The sequence below is a fragment of the Salimicrobium flavidum genome (genome assembly GCF_900156645.1).
Classification (GTDB): Bacteria; Bacillota; Bacilli; order Bacillales; family Halobacillaceae; genus Salimicrobium; species Salimicrobium flavidum.
This window is the reverse complement of record NZ_FTOC01000003.1, coordinates 130,858-151,962: the sequence shown is the minus strand read 5'-3', so window position 1 is coordinate 151,962 and position 21,105 is coordinate 130,858. Positions and strand designations below refer to the sequence as shown.

Genomic DNA, 21,105 nt, shown 5'->3' with positions numbered 1-21,105 from the left:
TTACAAGCTATTTTTCTTCCGATATCGGCAATTTGATCGTAACACTCGTGCCTTTACCGATGCCGGAATCGATATCGAGGTCCCCGCTCAGCATATCCACACGTTCATGCATGCCGATCAAGCCGAACGAACCCTTCCGCTTCCCTTCCATATCAAACCCTTTGCCATCGTCTTTCACGATGATCATGATCGTCTGCCACGTAAGCTCGACTTTCACATCGATACGATCGGCCTCCGCATGTTTGACAGCGTTTTGCACCGCCTCCTGTACGAGGCGGAAAATCGCGACTTCATACTGTGACTCGAGCCTCCGCTCTTTGCCGAAAGATTGGAACCGGATATCAAGTTCATGATAGTCGGAAACCGTCGCCAGATACTTACGTAATGTGGGAACGATTCCGAGGTCATCAAGCGCCATCGGCCTGAGATCATAAATGATCCGGCGTACTTCGTACAGGGAGGAGCGCACCATTTTCTTCACGCTGCGCATCTCGGTGATTCCTTCTTTGACCGAACGCTCCTTGAACGTCCTCTCCACCAGGTCGGAGCGGAGTAACACATTCGCAAGCATCTGTGCCGGGCCGTCGTGGATTTCCCTCGACAGACGACGCCGCTCCTCTTCCTGGGCTTCGATGATCTGAAGGCCGAACTCCTGCTTTTGCTTCGCATCCTGAAGCGCTTCGCTCACTTCCCGGAAGTCTTCATTCAAATAATTGAGAACGACCGATATCTTTCCGCCCAGCTTCTCCGCCTTATCGATCGTTTCGTCGATGTCTCTGAGACGGCGTTCGATATCATCTCTACGTTCTCTCAGCTGTTTTTCCTTTTCTCTGGCCATGGAGAGGTTCATTTGCAGTTGGTGTGTCTCTTCATACATATTACGTATTTCCGTTTCCGAATACTCATTGAACTGTTCACTCATCTGAGACAGCCTCTGTCTCGCCACTCTTGACTTTTTATCCAGATCGTCGCCCTGTTCGATATAGGCGTCGATCTGGATTTTCAGGTCCTCGAGTTCTTCTTTCAGGTTCTCATATTCTTTGCGGGATTTCTCACTGATCGTGAATACCTCATCTTTACTGTTCGATACGTGATCCACCATTTCCTGTATAATTGCATCAAGAGACTTTTCGACCATGGGATTGTCCGCCATCGGAACCGTCCTCCATTCTTGCCTTATATTTCATTCGTTTTGCCTAAGTCATTCTATGGGGGTGGAAAGTCATTTCTTCAAAAAAACCTTTTTCTTCATTTGCCGATACGACTCTTCCTGTATATAATAGAGTTTTGGGAGGCAAATAATACTATGCTGAATTCTTATTATACGGTAAAACCCGAAGGAGAAAAAGAACTAGTTATACAAAAATCCCGTTTCATCGGCTATATCCGTCGCTGTGAAACAGAAGAAGAAGCGAATACGTTCATTAATGAGATCAAAAAGAAACATAAAGATGCGACGCATAACTGCTCCGCTTATCTGATCGGTGAACACGACCTGATCCAGAAAGCGAACGATGACGGAGAACCGAGCGGCACCGCCGGCGTACCTATGCTTGATGTTCTGAAAAAACGCGGTCTTAAAGATACAGCCGCTGTCGTCACCCGTTATTTCGGCGGGACGAAGCTCGGGGCGGGCGGACTGATCCGCGCTTACTCCGGAGCCGTCTCCGAAGCGATCGATGAAACAGGGATGGTGGAGCGTCGACTGATGAAACAGATGAACGTTACCATCGATTATTCCCTACTCGGAAAAGTCGAAAATGGAGCAAGACAGTCCAAATTCATCCTCGACAGGGTTAACTACCTTGAAAAAGTGGAATTAGTACTATATACAGAAAATGAAGACCAGGAAGAATTCCGTGACTGGATAACTAATATCACCAGCGGCCAGGCAGAACTCCTGGAAGGGGACCTTTCCTATAGGGAGCTCGATGTCCCGAGTGATAAACAAAAGGAGTAGCGACAACATGAATAAATGGATGAAACGAATAATTTGGACCATCCTATTCGTCGTGCTTTTGTTTGTCGGGGCGGCGGCAGGATATGGTGCTTACCTGACGGACAAAGTACGCGATTCGACGAACGACGCCCAGGAAGAACTCGACCGGGGAGAAAAGTCCGACAAACGGGAAACAACCGTAACTCCCGGCAAAGATCATTTATCCGTCCTTTTCGTAGGGGTGGATGCCAGTGAGAAACGTTCCGATAACCAGGACGACCGGAACAATCTCTCGGACGCCCTCATACTCGCCACGTTCAATAACGACGATAAATCTGTACAGCTATTGAGCATACCACGAGACACCTACACCTATATCCCGGAAGTGGAACGAAAAGACAAAATCACCCACGCGCACGCTTATGGCGGTATTGATTCCACCGTGGAAACGGTCGAAGGATTGCTTGATGTGCCGGTCGATTACTACGTGCGTCTGAATTTCAATTCGTTCGTGGAAGTAGTCAATGCCGTCGGTGGCGTCAAGTACGACGTCCCTTACGACCTGGAGGAGCAGAACTCCAAAGACCAGGCGGAAGCGATCCAGCTTGAAGAAGGAAGACAACTCCTGAACGGGGAGGAAGCGCTGGCCCTGGCACGTACCCGTAAACAGGACAGTGACCTCGAACGTGGACAGCGTCAGATGGACCTCATCAAGGCAATCGCCAATGAAGTCTCGTCCTTCAGCTCCTTCCGCAGTTACGATGACATCATCGATGCGGTCGGGGATGATATGACGACGAATATGTCCTTCGATCAGATGATCACGTTCAAAGACTATTTCCTACAGGAAAATGGCTTCGAATTCGACACGATGCAACTTGAAGGAGAAGGAGGCTTCGCCGATAACGGCATCTGGTATTACAAGACAGAGGAAGACAGTCTTGAAGATACCCAGGAAGAGCTCCGCACCCATCTCGGCCTGCCTGAACTCGATTCAGATAATAACAACTCGTGGGACGATGAGGAAAATGATTTCGCCCAGGATGATGAAGAAGAGGAAGATCCACCGAATTCCGGGACTTCCTGGTAAGATAGGACACTGCCGTCGCAGTGTTCTTTTTTTGACGAAAAAACCCCCGGGGCTAGAGACCCCCGGGGCACATTGTTGATTATTCTTCAGGTTTTTCTTCAGAGTTTTCCTCATCTTCTCCGAATCGTTCCGTCACTTCATAATTTTCATCTTCCAAGAGCTTCTGATCGTGACCGCCGAGATACTGATCGGCTCTGTACATATGTCCTGCAATCTTCTGACCCCAGTAAGGATCGGACGCATACTTCACGTTCATCCCCGTCGATTTGTTTCCGAGCGTGTAGCCGTTGAAGTGCTCACCTTTTTCCACAAGATACTCAGTCGTCAGTTTTTTCTCTGCAAGGTAGCGAATCGAACCTTCAAACGATTCAAATACCATAGCTCCATCATAGGCGTTTCCATCGACTGCGTCGATTCCGAACAGGTTGTTCTTATCACGGGCGATTGCACTCTTGCCCCAGGCACTCTCGTGAATAGCGTGGGCCATCAGGTAAAGGGCGTTCACACCCTGTTCCTCGGCTACTGTCACGAAGGCGTCCCCATGACCGATCAACGGACTGTCGGGATGCTGTGACGCGATATATTCATCGAGCATCTCTCCGTTGTAGTGCCCTTGTCTGCGAAGGTCGAGGTTATTGAAAAACGTCGCTTCTTCGCCGTTGAAGGTAGTACCGTCCCAGCTCGTAACGATTTCCCCTTCCCCGAGGGAGTCAGGAGCTTTACCGTAGCTATACGTTACATAGCTGTTACTTAAAGCGCGATAGATAGTATGTTGCAGCGTGCCGTTCACATTTCTATAATATGATGCGCCTGGTCTGGAATCCGACTCGATCTTCTGGAAATCTTCCGGAATGAACGTCACATCTTCAGGTTTGACGAACACTCTCTTCCCGGCCAGTTCCGCTTCGATCGCATTACTACGAGAACGTACATAGTTCAGTTCCACCTGCCCGTTCACATAAGTCGAGGAAGTCCCGAGGGAAGCATCCGTATAAAAAATCGTGAAAGCGTTCGTTACCAGCTGGGAGCCTTCAGGAGCCCAAAAAATATTTCCGTTCTTAATGATCACCTGGCCCTCTCCTGCGTTGGCCACTCCTTCACTCAAACTGTCATAAGAAGTGCCGAAATCCCAATCCTCAAGGGAATCCAGCGTTACGAGCTGAAACTCCTTCGACACGTAAAAAGGCATTTCCACTTTGTTCTGAATCGTATTCTTGCCGTGCTTCGCTTTGATGCGATCCTCTACAATATGTAAAGTGTATTTAGTATCTACAAGATAATCTGTCTCTGGCTCAACTTTGACTGTCTTATCATCATCCATCAACGTCACAGTTACAGGATAACCTATTTCGTTTTCATCTTCTACCATAACTGCAAAATCATTAACCGAAGATCTTTCGAGTTCTGTATTGAATTCGATTTTCCATGTTTTATCCGGCGCTACATTAATCTTTTCGCCCCACTCTTTCGTCTCTGCCTGGGCACAGGTGGCAAAGCCTAAAAACAGAGCGGCAAAAAGAAAGAAACCGAACCATCTCATTTTCACATGAAACTCCCCTTTTTTATCAATCTGTGTCCATTATAATGGTTTTCGGCAAAAGTGCCTACACCTCAAACGGACTATTTATAAGAAAAGCTCTGTTAAAGCCGGTTGTTGATTTTAAGGACGAAGGGTGGAGACGCCTGCGGGACTGGCATGAACGGAAAATCCCCGGGATCGACCATAGGGAGATTCCGGAAGTTGACGTCATGCCCGCGGCAAGCTTCCACCCGTAGAGACGAAAATCAACAATAAACGATGACAGAGCCATAAGAAAAATGAATTACTCCGGGGAGACGTCCTGGCGTAAGCAGGAGTTTCTGGATGACTTCATCCCCGGGAAAAGCTTTTGGACATTTGCGCAGGGTTCAACGCTCCGCTCCGGCCGTGAGCACCTCAATCCACAAAGTTATGAGGTGCTCAGACAATTCTCCCTACACTGAGCACCTCATAACTTCTCCAAATGAGGAACTCGGAGTCTGCTTAACCTACCGAACACCTCAAACACCCCTTCCACAATACAAAAGGACTGCCTTCTCTTATAAAGAGAAAAGCAGTCCTTTTGCAGTTATCAACGCTTCGATTTATGTCCTTTGAACAGATTCAGAATCGGTCGGTATTCCTTACCGATCAGACCGGTGAATTCCACCAGAAGTTCCAGTAACAGCACGAGCACCGCGAGCACGATGAACGCACCATATAAAGTCGCCTGGGAAAAGATGACCGCAGCGAGACTGAACAGGGCGCTGATCGTGTAGATGACGAGCACGGTCTCCGGGTGACTGTAACCGAGATTCAGAAGATTATGGTGCAAGTGTGATTTGTCCGGCGCGGACATCGGCTTTTTCTGCAATCGGCGTCGTATAATCGCAAAGACGGTGTCAGAGATCGGAACCCCGAGGATAATGACCGGGATGACGAACGAGAACAAAGTTACGTTTTTGAACCCGAGCAGGGAAAGCACACTGATCATGAAGCCGAGAAACAGAGCTCCCGTATCCCCCATGAAAATCTTTGCGGGATAAAAATTATAAATAAGGAACCCTACGGTACTCCCGAGCATCATCAGACCGGCGAATACGACGAATACGTTCCCCATCGTGATCGCCATCCCTGAAATAGTGAGCAGCGCGATAGCCGAGACACCTGCGGCAAGTCCGTCCAGACCATCGATCAGGTTGATCGCGTTCGTTATAGCGATGATCCATACCATCGTTATGATTTCACTGAATACCCCGAATTCAAGTGTAGACTCCGTAAATGGGACATTGATGAAAGAAACGACGATACCTTCCCCTGCGTAGACAACAATCCCAGCTGCAACTATCTGTCCGGCGAGTTTCCACTTCGGTGAAAGCTCTCTCATATCGTCCCACACACCGGTCACAATGATGAGTGACGCACCGATGAGTACAGGCCAGAAAATAGGTGTAGCCGGCATGAACAGGAAATATCCGAGGATAAAGCTGATGAAAATTGCGAGGCCACCGAGACGCGGCATCAGTATTTTATGAACTTTTCTGTGGTCCGGTTTATCTGTCGCTCCTATGAAGACAGCCAGTTTCTTCACCATAGGTGTGATGAAAACAGCTGCGATGAAGCAGAACAGTAAGGCCTGATATTCCATCAAGACCCTCCTCCATTTAATAGTTACCTTCGTTTTATAAAACAAACTCACCGTTATCTTTTCATGTAATACAAACCATTAGAAATTATACCACAAGTATCCCCGGTTCCGAAAAGACATCTTTAGTATTACATTACCTAATTTCTTCTCGCTAAACTGGGTCTATGTACACAGCATCTTCAATGATGCAAAGGCCAGTATTTATTTCAATATCTATTTAATAACCTTAAATATTCAAATAGATAAATAAACTTTTTCAAACAAATAGCCCAGGGGATGTCTCCCCCAGGGCTATAACTTTAGTTCACTTCCAATTTATAATATTCTTCGATTCCGCGAGTTACCGCTTCTGCGAACAATTCACGATATCTGTCCGACATCAGCTTCGGATAGTCGCCGGAGTTCGTGATGAAGCCGAGTTCCACGAGCACAGCCGGAAGGAACGTCTCACGGATGACGTGGAAGTTACCATGTTTCCCGCCACCACGGTCGCTCATGTCCGCCATCTTCACGAGCTGTTTCTGGATTTCTTTTGCCAGGAGACAGCTTTCTGTCGCTGTCGAAGTTCCGTCTTTGTAACAGAACGTTTCCGCTCCATTAGCTGAGCGGGTAGCTGCGTTTGTATGGATACTTACAAACAGATCCGCAAATCGTTCTTCCGAGAATTCCACACGCTCGGAAAGACGCAGGAAGGTATCTGTACTTCTTGTCATGACCGGATTAGCTCCGCGTGCTTCCAGTTTGTCGTACACACGTTTCGAGACATCCAGGTTGATCTCTTTCTCCACGCCTTGCCCGTAGTTGGCACCGCCATCATGCGCGCCATGCCCCGGGTCGACAACGATAAGCTGATCCTGAAGCACGCCTCCGCTGACAGAACGAAGTTTCATGAAGTTCTTGTGCATCCAGCCTTCTTGTCCATTATAATCAACTTTTGCCCAAAAACCGTCATATCCATAAATCTCAACGCGGTCCCCTCTTGCGTAAGAGCCGAGCTGGCTGTACGAAGAATCCGGGCCTTTCCTTACGTTGAGCGTATCAGCTGTAACCGTACCGAAAGAAACAATTCCATCTCCTCTGTCAGGTTCAGGGTTTAGAATTTCGCGTTCTGTGGTAAACACTTTTTTGAAACGGTCTTTCATATCTTTGCCGTTTTTGAATTCGATGGTTTGACCTACAAAAATGGTGTATGTAGCACCACTTTTATATCCATCTTCAGGGGCGGGGACGACTACGGTCGATCCATCTTCCACGTATGGATCGATTCCGTCGATCCTCCCGACCCCTTTTTCTTTCACTTCGATATTCCATTTATTCAGACTGGATTCTTCGACATCCATATTGAAATCGATTCTCCACTCTTTATGTACATCCACATTTTCCACTTTTTCTCCTACACTGATGAAAGTGATTTCTTCAGCGTTTGTAGCCAAAGGTAATATCAATAAAACCAGGAAACTGACCAGCAGAGTGACGACGTTTTTTCTAGATGACATCCAGGTTCCTCCTAATAGTTAATTTTGTTCATTATAATCGCTTATTAAAGAATACCACGAAGCCCTCTTCCTTTTCTACATTTTTTCCACATGCACCCTGTAATTTAGTCAAATAGGCATACGTAGTTTTACAATTGTGTTACAAGACCTTGATTGAAAACTTCCACACACTGCTAGTCACTTCTATCCCTTCATGCTAGAATGAGAATTAGTGACTTTACTAAATCAGGGAGCGTTTACTTATGATAGAAACCATTAAAAAGAATCTGTTCGACAAACATGAACGACAACTTAATAAGTACAGAAAACTTGTGGAAGCCATCAACGATAAAGAACCGGAGATGGAAAAACTCTCAGATGAAGAATTGAAGCAAAAAACCGAAGAATTCCGTTCTGCCATCGACAATGGTTCCAGTATCTTCGACATACAGATCGATGCCTTCGCTGTAGTGCGAGAGGCTGCCAGACGTGTACTTGGGCTTCGCCATTTTGATGTGCAGCTGATCGGCGGGCTTGTCATGACAGAAGGGAATATTTCGGAAATGGCTACCGGAGAAGGGAAAACACTTGTCGCGACTCTTCCGAGTTACTTACGTGCCCTTGAAGGGAAAGGGGTGCACGTCATTACGGTCAATGAATACTTGGCCGAACGCGATTTCGAATCGATGGGACCTCTATATGAATTTCTCGGACTGACGACAGGGCTCAACGTTCCTCAGATTTCTCCAAAGCAGAAACAGGATGCTTATCAGGCGGATATTACATACGGTATCGGAAACGAATTCGGGTTCGATTTTCTGCGTGACAACATGGCTCAACAAAAACAGCAGCAGGTACAGCGCCCCTATCACTTTGCCATCGTCGATGAAGTGGATAGTGTGCTGATCGACGAAGCGAAGACGCCACTAATCATCGCCGGTAAAACGATGGCAAGCGCAAAGCTTCATAAAGTGTGCGCCCGTCTGGCTAAATCTTTCAAGAATGAAGTCGATTATACATTCGACCGTCAGACGAAAGGTGTCAGTCTTAGTGAGGACGGAATCACCAAAGTGGAAAGAGCGTTCGGCATCGACAACCTTTTCGATTTGGAACACCAGACGCTTTACCACTACACTATCCAGGCCGTACGAGCCCATGTCATGTTCGAACGTGACGTCGATTACATTGTTCATGAAGGGGAAATCAAGCTCATCGATATGTTCACCGGACGTATGATGGAAGGGCGTACACTCTCGGATGGGCTGCACCAGGCAATTGAAGCGAAAGAGGGTCTTGAGATTACAGAAGAGAATAAGACGCAGGCCTCTGTAACCGTTCAGAACTATTTCCGTATGTATCCGATCCTTTCCGGAATGACCGGGACGGCAAAAACGGAAGAGAAAGAGTTCGAAACCGTTTATGGAATGGGTGTCATTCCTATCCCTCGCAACAAACCGATGCAAAGGGTGGATCACCCCGACCTAGTTTTTGAAACGACGGAACAGAAATACCGGAAAATGGTCGAGGAAGTACAAGCGCGTCACGCCAAAGGGCAGCCGATCCTCATCGGTACTACTTCTATCCTTCAATCAGAGAAGGTCGCTGAATACCTGGATGAGGAAGAAATCCCCTATGAACTATTGAATGCTAAAAGTGTAGAACAGGAAGTCCGCCTCATTTCGATGGCAGGTCAAAAGAACAGGATTACGATTGCGACGAACATGGCAGGGCGAGGTACAGATATCATGCTCGGGGAAGATGTAGCGGAAGTCGGTGGCCTGCACGTCTTAGGTACTGAACGTCACGAAGCGCGGCGGATCGACAACCAGCTGAAAGGACGTTCCGGCCGCCAGGGAGACCCGGGTTCCACCCAGTTCATCATTTCTATCGATGACGACATGATGCACCGGTACGCAGAAGATGAAGTGGAACGTAAGAAGAAATCCCTGAAAACGGATGAAGAAGGCCAAGTGATGAATAAAGATATTTATAAATTCATCGACACTGTGCAGAAGATCAGTGAAGGAAGCAATTACAACATCCGCGAGTTCACGCTTAAACTCGACGACGTCATCAACGACCAGCGGGAAGTCGTTTATGAACTCCGCAACCGCATTCTGCATGAGGAAGACGCCGTTTCCAACATCGCACCGATGCTCGATTCCTACGTCGAACAGCTTATTGAAAAGCATTGTCCTGATACAATCGCACCTGATGACTGGCCGCTTTCCGATATTGAAAACGAACTGAATCGAATCATGCCTAGCGTTCGAATTCACATGAAAGACAAAAACTTCGAAGATATCGAGGATATAAAAGAATTTACCCAGCGCGCAGTCGACGGCTACAAAGAACAGTTGGATGAGTTGAAGAAGAATCCGATCCTTCAAGCCCGTTTGAAACAAGGGGCAGTGGCAGTCATGGATCAGCTATGGATCCGTCATCTGGAAATGATGAACCGTCTGAAGGAAGGTGTCGGCATCCGGCAGTATCAACAGGAAGACCCGATACGCCTTTATCAGAATGATGGTCTCGATATCTTCCAGCACACATACTTTGAGATGAAGAAAGGTATGCTTCTGCACTTATCCAACCTGGTGCAGGGATTATATAATAAACAATCGGCTAAGAAGAAAAAGGAGAATCAGTGATGCTCAACTTTTTTCGTAAAAATAAGCAGGAAGATGGAGAGGAAAATAAGAAAGGTAATGAATCCGCAGTAGATGCTTCGGAACTTTTTGAAGAAGTGGACGAAGACGCTTCCGGAGAAGAAGTCGAAACTCCGCTCTCTCTCCACCCCGACTGGAAGCTCGACGAAGAGGAGACTTACGTATATCGGTTCATCAACAATGAAAATCCCCCATTGAAACCTAATCAGATTTCCCTGGCCGGCTATGAACTGAAAAAGATTTCTAAAGATGTAGCTGTGGGGGCGTTCGTACGCCATTCGTTACCGAAGCCCATTTCCTTTCAGAGTACGACGATTGTACTTATGAAGGAAGATGGCCAAAAACTTGCCCGGAAAGAATTCGACCTGTCTGAAGCCGGAGAACTCCCTCCGACCTCCAGTCGTCCCCACCCTTTCATTTTCAAAAAGAAAGACCTTCTCGTCCCGGTGGAGGAGATTCCTCAGGATGGATGGAGACTGGCCTTTGAATTGAAAAAGAAAAAAACCGAACATTCCTTGGACCTTGATGAAAGCTGGGAAAAGTCCATGGCAGAAGAAGACATCTCCAAATTGGAAAAATTCGTAGGGCGACTCAAGTCTCCGAAAACGGGAGAAGTCAATTTCATGAGTGTCAAAGCTCACCAGACCGATAATGAAGATTTGCATATCACGATGCTGATTCGAAACGGCAGTGAAAAGAACATCGAATTACAACAGGTTCCTCTTCAAGTGGAAGACGCTTCCGGAGAAATTGTAGCACAGGGTGGCTTCAATCTTGAAAACTTCGAAGTGAAGGCAAACACAAGCAAACCCTGGACCTTCATTTTCCCGTCTTCGATGCTAAAAAAATCCGAGGTTGATCTAAGCACGTTCAAAGCCTACCCTATACAAAAATAAGAGGTAGGGAGTTCATACCTCCCTACCTCTTATTTGTATTGTTCTTCAAGATTGTTCTTCATGAGCTCATACATATTAATGCTATACTGACCGGCTGACTTTTCGGCATGGTTCACCTGGTGTGTAAAAAAACTGGCCGCAAAAGATAAATAAGCACTTTTGCTGACCCCGAGCTCATTCGCTTTTTCTTCTATGATATGGTATAAATCCTCTTCCAAGCGGACGCTTACCTGTTTTTTCATTACGTTCAACCCCCCTCTGGCATCATATCTGTTTTCGAAATAATTGTAAAGAAACCACAGAAAAGGAGCTGTCTATGAAATACATACTATTTACGTTACTTGTCACATGTCTAACGCTCATCTCCGCTATCTCTGTTTCTGCTACGCCGGATGAAGCGATTAAAGACATCATACGCGATCATTATGTAGATACCGTAAGTAAGGATCTGCTGAAAGAACCCGCAGAAACCATTTTCTCTGAGCTCGACCCCTACTCCAGGTACGTCACCCGTGAAGAGCTTGACCAGCTGTATAATTCCATCGACCAGGAAATCACCGGTATCGGTATCACGATCCAACATAATATTATCCAATCCGTCATCCCCGGGGCGCCTGCTGAAAAAGCGGGGCTTGAGGGCGGTGATGTAATCAGGAAAGTGGACGAGACGAGCGTTGAAGGAATGAGTGAAACGGCTCTCGGAGGTCTTCTCCAAGGTGAGGAAGGCACCGCTCTTACTCTTACAGTGCGGCGTGGGGACGAGCTGCTTACATTCGAGGTCCGTCGTGCAGAGTTCTCCATCCCTTCCGTACGTACCCGGCAACTGGCTGGAGACATCGGTTATATGAGCATTTCCTCCTTCAACAGTCGTTTAGGAGAAGAGATCTCTGAGATACTTAAAGAGAATGATGCCCAGCACTGGATTCTTGATTTCCGTAACAATCCAGGAGGCTATGTCCAGGCAGCCAGACAGCTCGCCGGATTCTTCCCTTCTGCAAAGGATGCTCTGCTCGTAGAACACAGGGGCGTCACGGGGACGTGGAAGGCTATTTCCCAGGAAGAATCTTTCCCTTCAACCACATCCATGCTCGTGAATGGCTCAAGTGCCAGCGCTTCTGAAATCGCTGCCGGTTTTTACAAAGATTATAATCTCGGCACGATTTACGGTCAAACGACCTTCGGAAAGGGACTTATGCAACAAGCTTTTGAAATCGAGGGTGCCGGAGCGGTATTGCTGTCCGTGAATCGCTTCTTCACTCCTGATTTCCATGCTATTCAGGGCTCAGGTGTCACACCCGATGTGAAGACGTATCTTCCTTTACTCGAAGCACATTTTGATGCTCTTCGTTCCACGACCTCTTTCCCAGCTTTCAAACCGATCGATGAGGTACGTGAAGAAAAAGTATTCACTGTTGAAGTGAACAGACCTACAAATCTCTCTTCAATTGCAGAACACATAGAAATACTGCAACTGGGAGGTTATGAAGTGGATGCAACTATCAAAAAAGTCGACAGTACAACGTTCAAGGTCAACCCTGAGACCCTCGTCTCCGGGTCGGAATATGTCCTCACTATAGAACCCGGATGGACCACTGTTCAGGGAGCCGATGCCCCCGGCGGGATTCTCCAACGGTTTTCCGTTAAATGAAGTATGGCTGAGCACCTGACTCATCACTCCCTGCACTATTGAAAAATATATTTATTATGACGAAGGAACCTATTCTTTTTCAAAAAAATTCTCGATATTCACGTTTCATAGCGTGTACAATAAGGAATGCACAAAAAATAACCCCAATTATGTGTAATTGGGGAAAAAGTTTGTTTAGGAGGATGTACACCTTATGGCTATAAGGGAAAGAAAGAAACTTGAAAGATCGCTGAAGCCTCACTGGGTATGGGCGATCGCTTTCGGTTCCGCCATCGGTTGGGGAGCTTTTGTTTTGCCACCGGACTGGATGAGCGACGCGGGGCCGCTCGGAGTTATCATCGGTATCCTGTTGGGTGCCGCACTCATGATGGTCATCGGAGTCAGCTACGGATTTCTCATTGAGAAGTTCCCGGTGACAGGGGGAGAATTCGCCTATGCCTACATAGGATTCGGGAGAAAGTTCGCCTTCGTCGCAGGTTGGTTCCTGACGCTCGGTTATATGTGTATTGTAGCCTTGAACGCCTCTGCGCTATCGCTATTAGCTAAATTCCTGTTCCCGGATATAATGGCTATCGGAACAATGTATACCGTAGCCGGCTACAACGTTTCTATCATGCAGATTTTAATTTCAAGTATCGCCATCATCATTTTCGGTCTGCTGAATATACGGGGAGCCAAATTCTCGGGAAACATACAGTTTATTTTCGCAATGGTACTGATTGCAGGTATCACCCTGCTCGGACTCGGAGCCATTTTCACAGAAGGTCCGAGCCTTTCGAACGCAACACCAGCTTTCAAACCGGATCAGTCCATGGTCATTTCCGTGCTGACGATCCTGGCACTTGCTCCTTTCGCCTACGTCGGGTTCGATAATATTCCGCAAGCGGCGGAAGAATTCAATTTCGAACCGAAGAAAGCATTCGGACTTATCATCTGGTCTCTTCTTGCTGCCGGACTTGCGTATTCCGCGATGATTCTGATTACCGCAAGTACCATGCCGTGGCAGGATCTCCTCGGAGTCATCGATTCCCAGAATATCGAATGGGGAGTAGGACATGCTATTGAAAGTTACATGGGACGTCTCGGTGTATTCATCATCGCAGCTGCTGTTTCGATGGGGATATTCACCGGTCTGAACGGTTTCATGATTTCCTCAAGCCGTCTGACTTTCGCGATGGGCCGTGCCCGCATTTTACCTAATGCGTTCCGTCAGCTTCATCCGAAATACAACACTCCCTATGTAGGAATCATTTTCACGGTTCTCATTTGCCTGATCGCTCCGTGGTTCGGCCGCGAGGCACTGCTATGGGTCGTGGACATGTCTTCCACCGGGGTAGCGATTGCGTACTTCTTCTGTACAGCTACCGCTTATAAGTATTTCGCTTATTCCGAAGCAGGCAAAAAGAAAAACCCTCATGCTGCGGTTTCTCCGGGAAGAAAGGTATTCGCCTTACTCGGTCTGCTCAGTTCACTAGGGTTTCTCGTATTACTTCTGTTCCCACCGTTGCCTTCGTCGCTCGGTCAGGAATCCTATATAGCTTTCGGGGTATGGATTTTGCTCGGAATCGTATTCTACTTCGCGAATCAGAAGCGATATAATGACATTTCAAGAAAAGATATGAACTATCTCATCCTGGAAAAAGAAGAGCTGTAATATCCAAAAAGATTGAAGAACAACCAGAGCCCCTGCAGGTACTGCACGAGCGGAAGACCCCCATGGTCAAACGATATTCTTGAGCATGGCCCCCCCCTTGAGCACGTGCCCGCAGAAAGCGATGTGTTGTTCTTTTTTATCCTTTTATGAACAGCATACAGAACAAAAGCCAAACATTCGTGTTCGGCTTTTGGTTTGTTCTATTTAATTTTTGTACCCTATTCTTTTTAATGGACCGTGTCTACAGCTTTCGGTTCAACACGTCCGTTCATAATCGTGTCATCAGCAATTGTCATAGGGATCTGCAATATACGGTAGTCTCCCTTTTCTTCATGGTACTGAAAAGGAATTCTTTTCTCCCCATTTTCTAAATGAAGGACTAGTTCAAGATCCTGTCTTTCCTTACCAAGGTCCCCACTTTCGATTTTCAATGCTTTTGCAAGACCGGCTACATCTTTGAGTACCGGGTCCTGATCTTTTACATAATTACTCACAGAATTCCCCTTTCTTACGAAGTTACATAAACAGTGGCGCTCTTGATTGCCTGTGGTGAGACATTTTTGATTTGAAGATTGTTGAATGTCCCCTCTTCACTATCATAACTCATATCAATGATTTGTCCATCGTCTATCATCATGTACACTTCAGCGTTTTCTCCGGCTTCCGGGATATTCGAAACTTCGATATCTGCCGCACTCACTCCTGTAATAACTTCAACGGCAGTACCATTTACTTCAGAAAAAGTGTACTGGGTCGCAGAACTCATCTCTTCTTCGGAGCGAGGCGTTCCATTGACGTGGCCATCCTCAGAAGGGGCTTCCTCTCCGCTATTTCCTTCCCCTTCATTCTCTGAAGAAGAGCCTTCCCCACTTGCTGAATCTGAAGAACTACTACTGCTTTCATCGCTATTGCCTTGCGAAGCTACAGAAGAATCATTCGATTCCGAGGATCCACTATCAGAAGTTCCGGAAGAAGAATCGGAATCAGAGCCAGATTCGGAACCGGCGTTCGATCCTTCTCCATTCGTTCCTTCTTCATTAGTTGAAGAAGATCCGCCTTCTCCTTCTTCAGAACCGTCACTAGACTCACCTGCGGCGTCGGCCGTTTCGGAATCACTCGAGCCTTCCTGGGTTTCTTTCTCTTCCTGATTCTTGTCAGAGCCTTCTAGATCATTGGCGTTCTCCACATCCTCACCCGAGCATGCGGATATTATAATAGACAGTGAAAGAATAATAAACATATACAAAATACGTTTCACTAATGGTGCCTCCTTCTTCTCCGTTTGTCATTTCTTCCCTTATTATAGCACGCCGGGCCGGCAGAAATCTATTGCAGAATAATTACAAATCACGTAACAATTACATACTTCTGACACTTCTTTTGCTTCCCTTATAAAAAAGGCTCTGTTATCGTTCATTGCTGATTTTTATCTCTACGGGTGGAAGCTTGCCGCGGGCATAGCGGAAACTTCCCGTATCTCCCTTGGTGGATACGGGTGATTTTCCTTCCATGCTCATTCCGCAGGCGTCACCACCCTTCGTTCTGAAATCAACAACAGGCTTTAACAGAACTATAAAAAAAAGTCGACCACAGTCGACTTTCATTTAATCCGCTTCACAGTGACCTGGTCCTTATTATGAATCGCCCAGGTGCGGCATCCATATTTAAGTCCATATCCTTCGTAGTCGAAGCGGTGTATATGTTTCACAATCGTGTTCTTCACTTCCCGGTGATAAGTGAAGAAGATAACGACGGGATGATGAAGAGAATCATAGAAGAACAGAGGGTTCATGCTCCTGGAAAGATCACCGAAAGGCCAGAACCCCAGATAATGAAGCATGGTGACATATGTGTCATCGATGACAGCTTCTTCTTCCCATACAAAATCAAGCCCCGCAATATTATTATTTAATTGATGATAGCACGAAGCTGCCTGAATGTAGGAAAGAGGAGATTCGTCCCCAATGATTCCTTTCATCATTTGTTCCTTTTTCTGGTTCGGTGATATAGCGTAGACTTCTTTTTCCCTGCACTCCATCTGCCATCCGGATTTTATACGAAGTTGCGAGAATCTTTTCACAACCGGACTTACGTCGTAAATGACATACACGAGATTCGAAAAAGCCGGGGTGGTCTCCCCTTCTACATTGGACTGAACCGCACTTCTTTTGAAGGTCACTTTTCCACTCATCAGCTCCTCCTTTCACTCACAAGACTCGAGAAATTTTTTTACATCCTCAAGCGAGAGGCCGAGGTCTTTCGCCTCCTGTAAAAGCTCCACCCATTCCCGGTCCAGCTTTTCCATAACTTGCCGCCTCCTTATTATTTTGCCTCTTCATCCGATGGGTTCCGAGTATGCGAAATAAGATCCTCAAGCGGTACATGCAGGGACTTAGCAAGTTTACTCATCACAATATAGGACGGATTCTTCTGTACCCCGCGTTCTATATTACTGATATAAGACTTTGATACCCCCGAACGTTTCGCCAGTTCACTGACCGATAACCCTCTGCCGAGCCGCAATACACGAATTCTCTCTCCAATCATCGCCACATCCTCCACCCTCCAAATCTTATTCGTTCTTTATAACGAATTTGTATTTTAAGTATATTCTTTATTACGAAAAATATAAAGTCTCAAAAATAGCCATTTATCTCTTTTGTTGGTCTAATACTATTGTTTTCTTGGTTTTACTTCTTTTTACCACCTTTTTCATTATAAGCGCATTTTATTCTTTTTTAAGAACAAGCGCTATTAAAGCCGCTTGTTGTTTTGTGAACGATAATAGAGCCCATCACAAAAAAGGCATCCTGCTTTCAGGATGCCTTACATAATCATCATTTATTCTACATGGAAGGTGAATGCGATCTCTTTCTCCATCTCATACTCTTCTTCAGAGGTTATATCTTTTATATACAAGGAATAAGTCTCTCTTGACTCATATCCTCCCTTAGGAGGGTAGACAAGTACAGTGTCTTCTCCTCCCTGGACCGCTCCCGTTTCCATGTCTTCTCCGTTTTCTGTCTGTAGATAGAACGACTCGCTGCTCCTCGAAGCAGCAGTGAGGTCTGTATTGAAACGGACAGTGAACACGTGATTCGGCTGTACCGTTTTCTCTTCCTTCCATTCATCGAAAGCTTTCAAGCCTTCCATTTCTTCCGAGAGGGATTGGGCAGAACAATTCTGACAAGACTGATACCAGCTGTAAAGTTCCATCATCTGAACCGGGTGAAGCTGATATCTTTCATCCAGAGCCTGGACACGCGTGTAGTTTTCTCCTTCTTCTTCCAACAATCGTTTCGTACGATGATCGAGCCACATTTCCGCTTTTTCCCGGTAGTCCCGGTCGGAAATATCAAAACCTTCTCTCGCCGCGTATAATCCTGCCACTTTATTATTTTCCCAGGCGGTAGGAAAACGTGCGGGGTCCACATTTGTCGGCCCAGGATAAACCGCGAGTTCGGGCGTAAGTGCAGGCTGATCCCAGTAGTCGAGCACCCAGTCGGTGTAGCCGCTTCCGTTACTTTCAAACTGGACGAGATCATAGCCGCTGAACCTGGAATAGTTACGTGCTATACGCGAATTGCGTTCATAGTCCTCCGGTTCGATTCTATAATTCCAATACATGATCTGACCCGCTGTATGATAAGAAATCGTAAGTTCCGGATTCAAAAGATACTGAAGGTCCCGCATCACTTTCGCCTCCGGAGCCTGAAGCGGGTAATCACCTTTGAAGTTCTTATAACTTCTCGAGGTTTTCGTCACATTATTCCATCCGGAAGGGTACTGACGATTCAAATCGATCCCTTGAGCATTCGCTTTCCAGCGCTTGAAATTTGTACTCCCCTCGTTCCACTCGATCAATTTATCGTGGACCTCTTCAGGAAAAGCTGAGAGCCCTTTCTGCTGAAGAGTGACTCCATCGGGATTCACCATCGGTACGAACCAGATAGATGTATCATCAAGCACCTGTTTCGCATTATAGGAAGGGAATGAAGTCTCTCCCAGATACCCTTTGGCATATTCTTCGATCATGTTCATATTCAATATCGTAGTCAGCCATTCTCTCGCATGATGGGACCCATTATAAAGAACATGATCGTCTCCGTAACCGAGTTTCACCAGATAAATATCTCGGTCGTAAACCGAGTCGCCGATGTCGAACACTTCCACGAGATCCCCATATGTATCGTCAAGCTGTTCGAGATCCCCTTGCATTTCTTCATATGTATACGTTGAGTTCGTGTTTACAATTTTATCGGCATGGACCGATACAGGAAAGGTCCATGCCAGGATAAAAAATACGATCATCCATTTCTTGTTCATTATTCTTCTACTTTCCCCCCATATTCCGATAATCGGTTAGTGAGTTCAAGGAACGAGTGCTCCTCCCCTTCATCGATCGCCCGGTCGATAAGACGAAGAATATTCTCCTTCTCCAGTTCCTGGACTATCGTTTCCACTTCCGCTACAGGGATCATCGTACGTTTTTCATAAAACGTGTGGATAATCTGTTGCAACTGCGTCCGAAATTGCTTCATATGCATCAGATCGATCACAGTCACATGAAGAATCTCCTCTCCCTTTTCAAAAGTGAATACATCGAACAAGTTATGGACCTTATTCAACTCTTTATTGATAAAAATCTCACTTGATTCTGCCGGAATGAATTGATATGACTTTTCATCGACAAGAAGGCTGATATATGAATGATCAAAAATGATCCGGAGAAACGGCCCATCCTCGACGATTGCGTATGGCTGAAGATTTTCAAGTTGCATCATCGATTTACACCCCATTCAATCTGAATTTTCTGTATATTACATTATTTTACCGGAAAATCCAGTGAAATGAAAGCGTTTCACTTAACTATAGACCATTCTTCTGTCACTTCTTTACTAAGCTGCTCCAGCAGTGCTTTACTTTTTTCCCTCGAGTCGGATTTCACCCCGTAGTAGCATTTCAGCTTCGGTTCGGTTCCGGAAGGACGGAGACAGAACCAGCTATCATCAGCAAGAAGAAATTTCACTACATTCGATTTAGGCAGCGAAATCGCTTCCTTCGTTCCGTCTAGATACGTTTTCTCAGAAGATTGATAGTCTTCAATCGCCTGCACGGCTAGCCCGCCGTAAGTTTCCGGTCTCATTTGACGGAACCTGTCCACAATCCTCGAGATTTTCTCCGTACCGGCTCGTCCCTCAAGCTTCAGGGAATCCATTTCTTCCATATAATATCCATGTTCTTTGTAGAGCTCCTCGAGTGCTTCGAGAAGAGTGAACCCTTTCTTCTTCCAGAAGCCAGCCATATCTGCCGCGATAAGTGCAGCCTGGACCGCATCCTTGTCCCGTACGAAACCCTCGATCAGGTAACCGTAACTCTCTTCGTATCCGAAAGCGAACGTAGCTTCCTTCGATTCTTCGAATTCCTTTATCTTCTCTCCGATATATTTGAAACCGGTCAGTGTATCCAATGTCCGTGCCCCGTACTTCGAAGCGATCGTTCTTCCCATTTCCGAGGTGACGATCGTTTTGATCACTGTTTTGTTCTCTGGAAGGTTTCCATTTTGAGAAAGGATGTAATCCAGCATAAGGGCTCCAGTCTGGTTCCCACTCAACACTTGATATTCTCCGTCTTCTCCCGGCACGGCAAGACCGACACGGTCAGCATCCGGGTCCGTAGCGATCAAAAGTTCTGCCCCGGTCTCTTTTCCTTTTTCTATAGCCATCGCAAACGCCTGATGCTCTTCAGGGTTCGGAGATGCTACAGTCGAAAACTCAGGATCCGGGATCGCCTGTTCTTCGACGAGGCTCACGTTTCTATACCCCGCTTCTTTCAGACTGGCAGGTACCAGCATATGCGCGGTGCCATGCAGAGGTGTGAATACGATCGCCAAGTCCTTATCCGTTTCATCAGAGATCCTGATGCCCTGTACCGCTTCAAGATACGCGCGGTCCACTTCGTCATCGATCCATTCCAGAAGTCCTTTTTTCTCAAGAACCGCCACTTCTTCTGTGTTCACGTGCAGTTCACTTTCGACTTGCTCGACGAGGTCGATCATTTTTTCCGCCTCTTCCGGAGGTAACTGTCCCCCATCTTCATTGTACGCTTTGAAACCATTGTACTCCGGCGGGTTGTGACTTGCAGTGATGACCACACCTGCAGTCGCCTGTAAATAACGAACGGCGAAGGAGAGTTCAGGAGTTGGCCGGAGAGAAGAGAAAACGTAGGCCTTGATGCCATTCGCACCGACCACGCGAGCTGTCTCAGTGGCAAAGGTTTCGGACAGATAACGATTGTCATAGGCGATGGCGATGCTCTCTCCATGTTCCGCCTTCACGTAGTCCGCTAGCCCTTGAGCGGCTTTCCTGATCGTGTACACGTTCATCCGGTTCGTTCCTGGCCCAAGTTTCCCGCGCATTCCTCCGGTACCGAATTCCAGTTCTTTATAAAAAGCGTCCTCGAGTTCCTCTTCATCCAACATCCCAAGCTGTTCCCTCAGTGACTCATCCAGGTTCTCTTCATTTTTCCATTTTTCTAATGTTTTTTTCCAACTCATAATCTAATCCC

19 protein-coding genes are annotated in these 21,105 nt (G+C 46.6%); 6 read left to right on the top strand and 13 right to left on the bottom strand.

From position 1 onward, the window contains the following. Nucleotides 1-7: 7 nt before the first annotated feature. Nucleotides 8-1,153 carry a sensor histidine kinase gene (locus BW944_RS05780; protein ID WP_076557652.1) on the bottom strand — a complete coding sequence of 382 codons (1,146 nt, stop codon included), beginning with the start codon at nucleotides 1,151-1,153 and terminating at the stop codon, nucleotides 8-10. Nucleotides 1,154-1,306: 153 nt separating this feature from the next. Between BW944_RS05780 and BW944_RS05775 the strand changes: the two genes are divergently transcribed. Next, entirely contained in the window at nucleotides 1,307-1,960 is a 654-nt protein-coding gene (locus BW944_RS05775; RefSeq protein WP_076557650.1) for a YigZ family protein, read from the top strand. 7 nt (nucleotides 1,961-1,967) lie between these two features. Next, on the top strand, nucleotides 1,968-3,029 hold the full coding sequence (locus BW944_RS05770; protein WP_076557648.1) for an LCP family protein: 1,062 nt from the start codon (nucleotides 1,968-1,970) through the stop codon (nucleotides 3,027-3,029). Between the two features lie 79 nt (nucleotides 3,030-3,108). Here the strand turns inward: BW944_RS05770 and BW944_RS05765 are convergent, their stop codons facing one another. From BW944_RS05765 to BW944_RS05755, 3 genes are all read right to left on the bottom strand, one after another. Beyond that, nucleotides 3,109-4,569, bottom strand: a complete 1,461-nt coding sequence (locus tag BW944_RS05765; protein ID WP_234983125.1) for a glucosaminidase domain-containing protein — start codon at nucleotides 4,567-4,569, stop codon at nucleotides 3,109-3,111. Between the two features lie 571 nt (nucleotides 4,570-5,140). Next, nucleotides 5,141-6,196 (bottom strand): MraY family glycosyltransferase, encoded by a 1,056-nt coding sequence (locus BW944_RS05760; protein ID WP_076557644.1) that lies wholly within the window; start codon nucleotides 6,194-6,196, stop codon nucleotides 5,141-5,143. A gap of 299 nt (nucleotides 6,197-6,495) precedes the next feature. Then, nucleotides 6,496-7,692 (bottom strand): N-acetylmuramoyl-L-alanine amidase, encoded by a 1,197-nt coding sequence (locus tag BW944_RS05755; protein WP_076557642.1) that lies wholly within the window; start codon nucleotides 7,690-7,692, stop codon nucleotides 6,496-6,498. 242 nt (nucleotides 7,693-7,934) lie between these two features. Between BW944_RS05755 and secA2 the strand changes: the two genes are divergently transcribed. Further along, complete coding sequence (gene secA2, locus BW944_RS05750) at nucleotides 7,935-10,322, top strand: accessory Sec system translocase SecA2 (protein WP_076557640.1); 2,388 nt, start codon at nucleotides 7,935-7,937, stop codon at nucleotides 10,320-10,322. After that, on the top strand, nucleotides 10,322-11,236 hold the full coding sequence (locus tag BW944_RS05745; protein ID WP_076557638.1) for an accessory Sec system S-layer assembly protein: 915 nt from the start codon (nucleotides 10,322-10,324) through the stop codon (nucleotides 11,234-11,236). Before secA2 ends, BW944_RS05745 begins: the two co-directional genes overlap by 1 nt. 29 nt (nucleotides 11,237-11,265) lie before the next feature. Here the strand turns inward: BW944_RS05745 and BW944_RS05740 are convergent, their stop codons facing one another. Next, on the bottom strand, nucleotides 11,266-11,478 hold the full coding sequence (locus BW944_RS05740; protein ID WP_076557636.1) for a ribbon-helix-helix domain-containing protein: 213 nt from the start codon (nucleotides 11,476-11,478) through the stop codon (nucleotides 11,266-11,268). 74 nt (nucleotides 11,479-11,552) lie between these two features. On the opposite strand from BW944_RS05740, the gene BW944_RS05735 reads away from it, so the two are divergent. Both BW944_RS05735 and BW944_RS05730 read left to right on the top strand, forming a co-directional pair. Continuing rightward, nucleotides 11,553-12,884, top strand: a complete 1,332-nt coding sequence (locus BW944_RS05735; protein WP_076557634.1) for a S41 family peptidase — start codon at nucleotides 11,553-11,555, stop codon at nucleotides 12,882-12,884. A 193-nt stretch (nucleotides 12,885-13,077) separates the two neighbouring features. Further along, nucleotides 13,078-14,538 carry an APC family permease gene (locus BW944_RS05730; protein ID WP_076557633.1) on the top strand — a complete coding sequence of 487 codons (1,461 nt, stop codon included), beginning with the start codon at nucleotides 13,078-13,080 and terminating at the stop codon, nucleotides 14,536-14,538. Between the two features lie 227 nt (nucleotides 14,539-14,765). On the opposite strand, the gene BW944_RS05725 is transcribed toward BW944_RS05730, so the two are convergent. From BW944_RS05725 to BW944_RS05690, 8 genes are all read right to left on the bottom strand, one after another. Then, a complete protein-coding gene (locus BW944_RS05725; RefSeq protein ID WP_076557631.1) occupies nucleotides 14,766-15,032 on the bottom strand; it encodes a hypothetical protein in 267 nt (88 codons plus the stop codon). A gap of 14 nt (nucleotides 15,033-15,046) precedes the next feature. Beyond that, a complete protein-coding gene (locus tag BW944_RS05720) occupies nucleotides 15,047-15,796 on the bottom strand; it encodes a hypothetical protein (RefSeq protein ID WP_076557630.1) in 750 nt (249 codons plus the stop codon). 342 nt (nucleotides 15,797-16,138) lie between these two features. Continuing rightward, the gene (locus tag BW944_RS05715; protein WP_076557628.1) at nucleotides 16,139-16,729 is read right to left on the bottom strand and encodes a hypothetical protein; all 591 of its coding nucleotides are present in this window, start codon (nucleotides 16,727-16,729) and stop codon (nucleotides 16,139-16,141) included. A gap of 12 nt (nucleotides 16,730-16,741) precedes the next feature. Beyond that, nucleotides 16,742-16,843 carry an anti-repressor SinI family protein gene (locus BW944_RS05710; RefSeq protein WP_076557626.1) on the bottom strand — a complete coding sequence of 34 codons (102 nt, stop codon included), beginning with the start codon at nucleotides 16,841-16,843 and terminating at the stop codon, nucleotides 16,742-16,744. Between the two features lie 17 nt (nucleotides 16,844-16,860). Further along, nucleotides 16,861-17,085, bottom strand: a complete 225-nt coding sequence (locus BW944_RS05705; RefSeq protein ID WP_076557624.1) for a helix-turn-helix domain-containing protein — start codon at nucleotides 17,083-17,085, stop codon at nucleotides 16,861-16,863. Between the two features lie 294 nt (nucleotides 17,086-17,379). Then, a complete protein-coding gene (locus BW944_RS05700; RefSeq protein WP_076557622.1) occupies nucleotides 17,380-18,864 on the bottom strand; it encodes a M14 family zinc carboxypeptidase in 1,485 nt (494 codons plus the stop codon). Beyond that, entirely contained in the window at nucleotides 18,864-19,322 is a 459-nt protein-coding gene (locus BW944_RS05695) for an IDEAL domain-containing protein (RefSeq protein ID WP_076557620.1), read from the bottom strand. The genes BW944_RS05700 and BW944_RS05695 overlap by 1 nt, the downstream gene beginning before the upstream one ends. A 77-nt stretch (nucleotides 19,323-19,399) precedes the next feature. After that, the gene (locus tag BW944_RS05690; RefSeq protein ID WP_076557618.1) at nucleotides 19,400-21,094 is read right to left on the bottom strand and encodes a phospho-sugar mutase; all 1,695 of its coding nucleotides are present in this window, start codon (nucleotides 21,092-21,094) and stop codon (nucleotides 19,400-19,402) included. Nucleotides 21,095-21,105 lie beyond the last annotated feature (11 nt).

What these genes read in the sequence shown, in the direction of transcription:
- BW944_RS05710 (WP_076557626.1), bottom strand. Translation starts at nt 16,843, where the DNA reads ATGGAAAAGCTGGACCGGGAATGGGTGGAGCTTTTACAGGAGGCGAAA.
- BW944_RS05770 (WP_076557648.1), top strand. Translation starts at nt 1,968, where the DNA reads ATGAATAAATGGATGAAACGAATAATTTGGACCATCCTATTCGTCGTG.
- BW944_RS05695 (WP_076557620.1), bottom strand. Translation starts at nt 19,322, where the DNA reads ATGATGCAACTTGAAAATCTTCAGCCATACGCAATCGTCGAGGATGGG.
- BW944_RS05765 (WP_234983125.1), bottom strand. Translation starts at nt 4,569, where the DNA reads ATGAGATGGTTCGGTTTCTTTCTTTTTGCCGCTCTGTTTTTAGGCTTT.
- BW944_RS05755 (WP_076557642.1), bottom strand. Translation starts at nt 7,692, where the DNA reads ATGTCATCTAGAAAAAACGTCGTCACTCTGCTGGTCAGTTTCCTGGTT.
- BW944_RS05730 (WP_076557633.1), top strand. Translation starts at nt 13,078, where the DNA reads ATGGCTATAAGGGAAAGAAAGAAACTTGAAAGATCGCTGAAGCCTCAC.
- BW944_RS05700 (WP_076557622.1), bottom strand. Translation starts at nt 18,864, where the DNA reads ATGAACAAGAAATGGATGATCGTATTTTTTATCCTGGCATGGACCTTT.
- BW944_RS05780 (WP_076557652.1), bottom strand. Translation starts at nt 1,153, where the DNA reads ATGGCGGACAATCCCATGGTCGAAAAGTCTCTTGATGCAATTATACAG.
- BW944_RS05715 (WP_076557628.1), bottom strand. Translation starts at nt 16,729, where the DNA reads ATGAGTGGAAAAGTGACCTTCAAAAGAAGTGCGGTTCAGTCCAATGTA.
- BW944_RS05740 (WP_076557636.1), bottom strand. Translation starts at nt 11,478, where the DNA reads ATGAAAAAACAGGTAAGCGTCCGCTTGGAAGAGGATTTATACCATATC.
- BW944_RS05690 (WP_076557618.1), bottom strand. Translation starts at nt 21,094, where the DNA reads ATGAGTTGGAAAAAAACATTAGAAAAATGGAAAAATGAAGAGAACCTG.
- BW944_RS05705 (WP_076557624.1), bottom strand. Translation starts at nt 17,085, where the DNA reads ATGATTGGAGAGAGAATTCGTGTATTGCGGCTCGGCAGAGGGTTATCG.
- BW944_RS05760 (WP_076557644.1), bottom strand. Translation starts at nt 6,196, where the DNA reads ATGGAATATCAGGCCTTACTGTTCTGCTTCATCGCAGCTGTTTTCATC.
- BW944_RS05735 (WP_076557634.1), top strand. Translation starts at nt 11,553, where the DNA reads ATGAAATACATACTATTTACGTTACTTGTCACATGTCTAACGCTCATC.
- BW944_RS05745 (WP_076557638.1), top strand. Translation starts at nt 10,322, where the DNA reads ATGCTCAACTTTTTTCGTAAAAATAAGCAGGAAGATGGAGAGGAAAAT.
- secA2 (WP_076557640.1), top strand. Translation starts at nt 7,935, where the DNA reads ATGATAGAAACCATTAAAAAGAATCTGTTCGACAAACATGAACGACAA.
- BW944_RS05775 (WP_076557650.1), top strand. Translation starts at nt 1,307, where the DNA reads ATGCTGAATTCTTATTATACGGTAAAACCCGAAGGAGAAAAAGAACTA.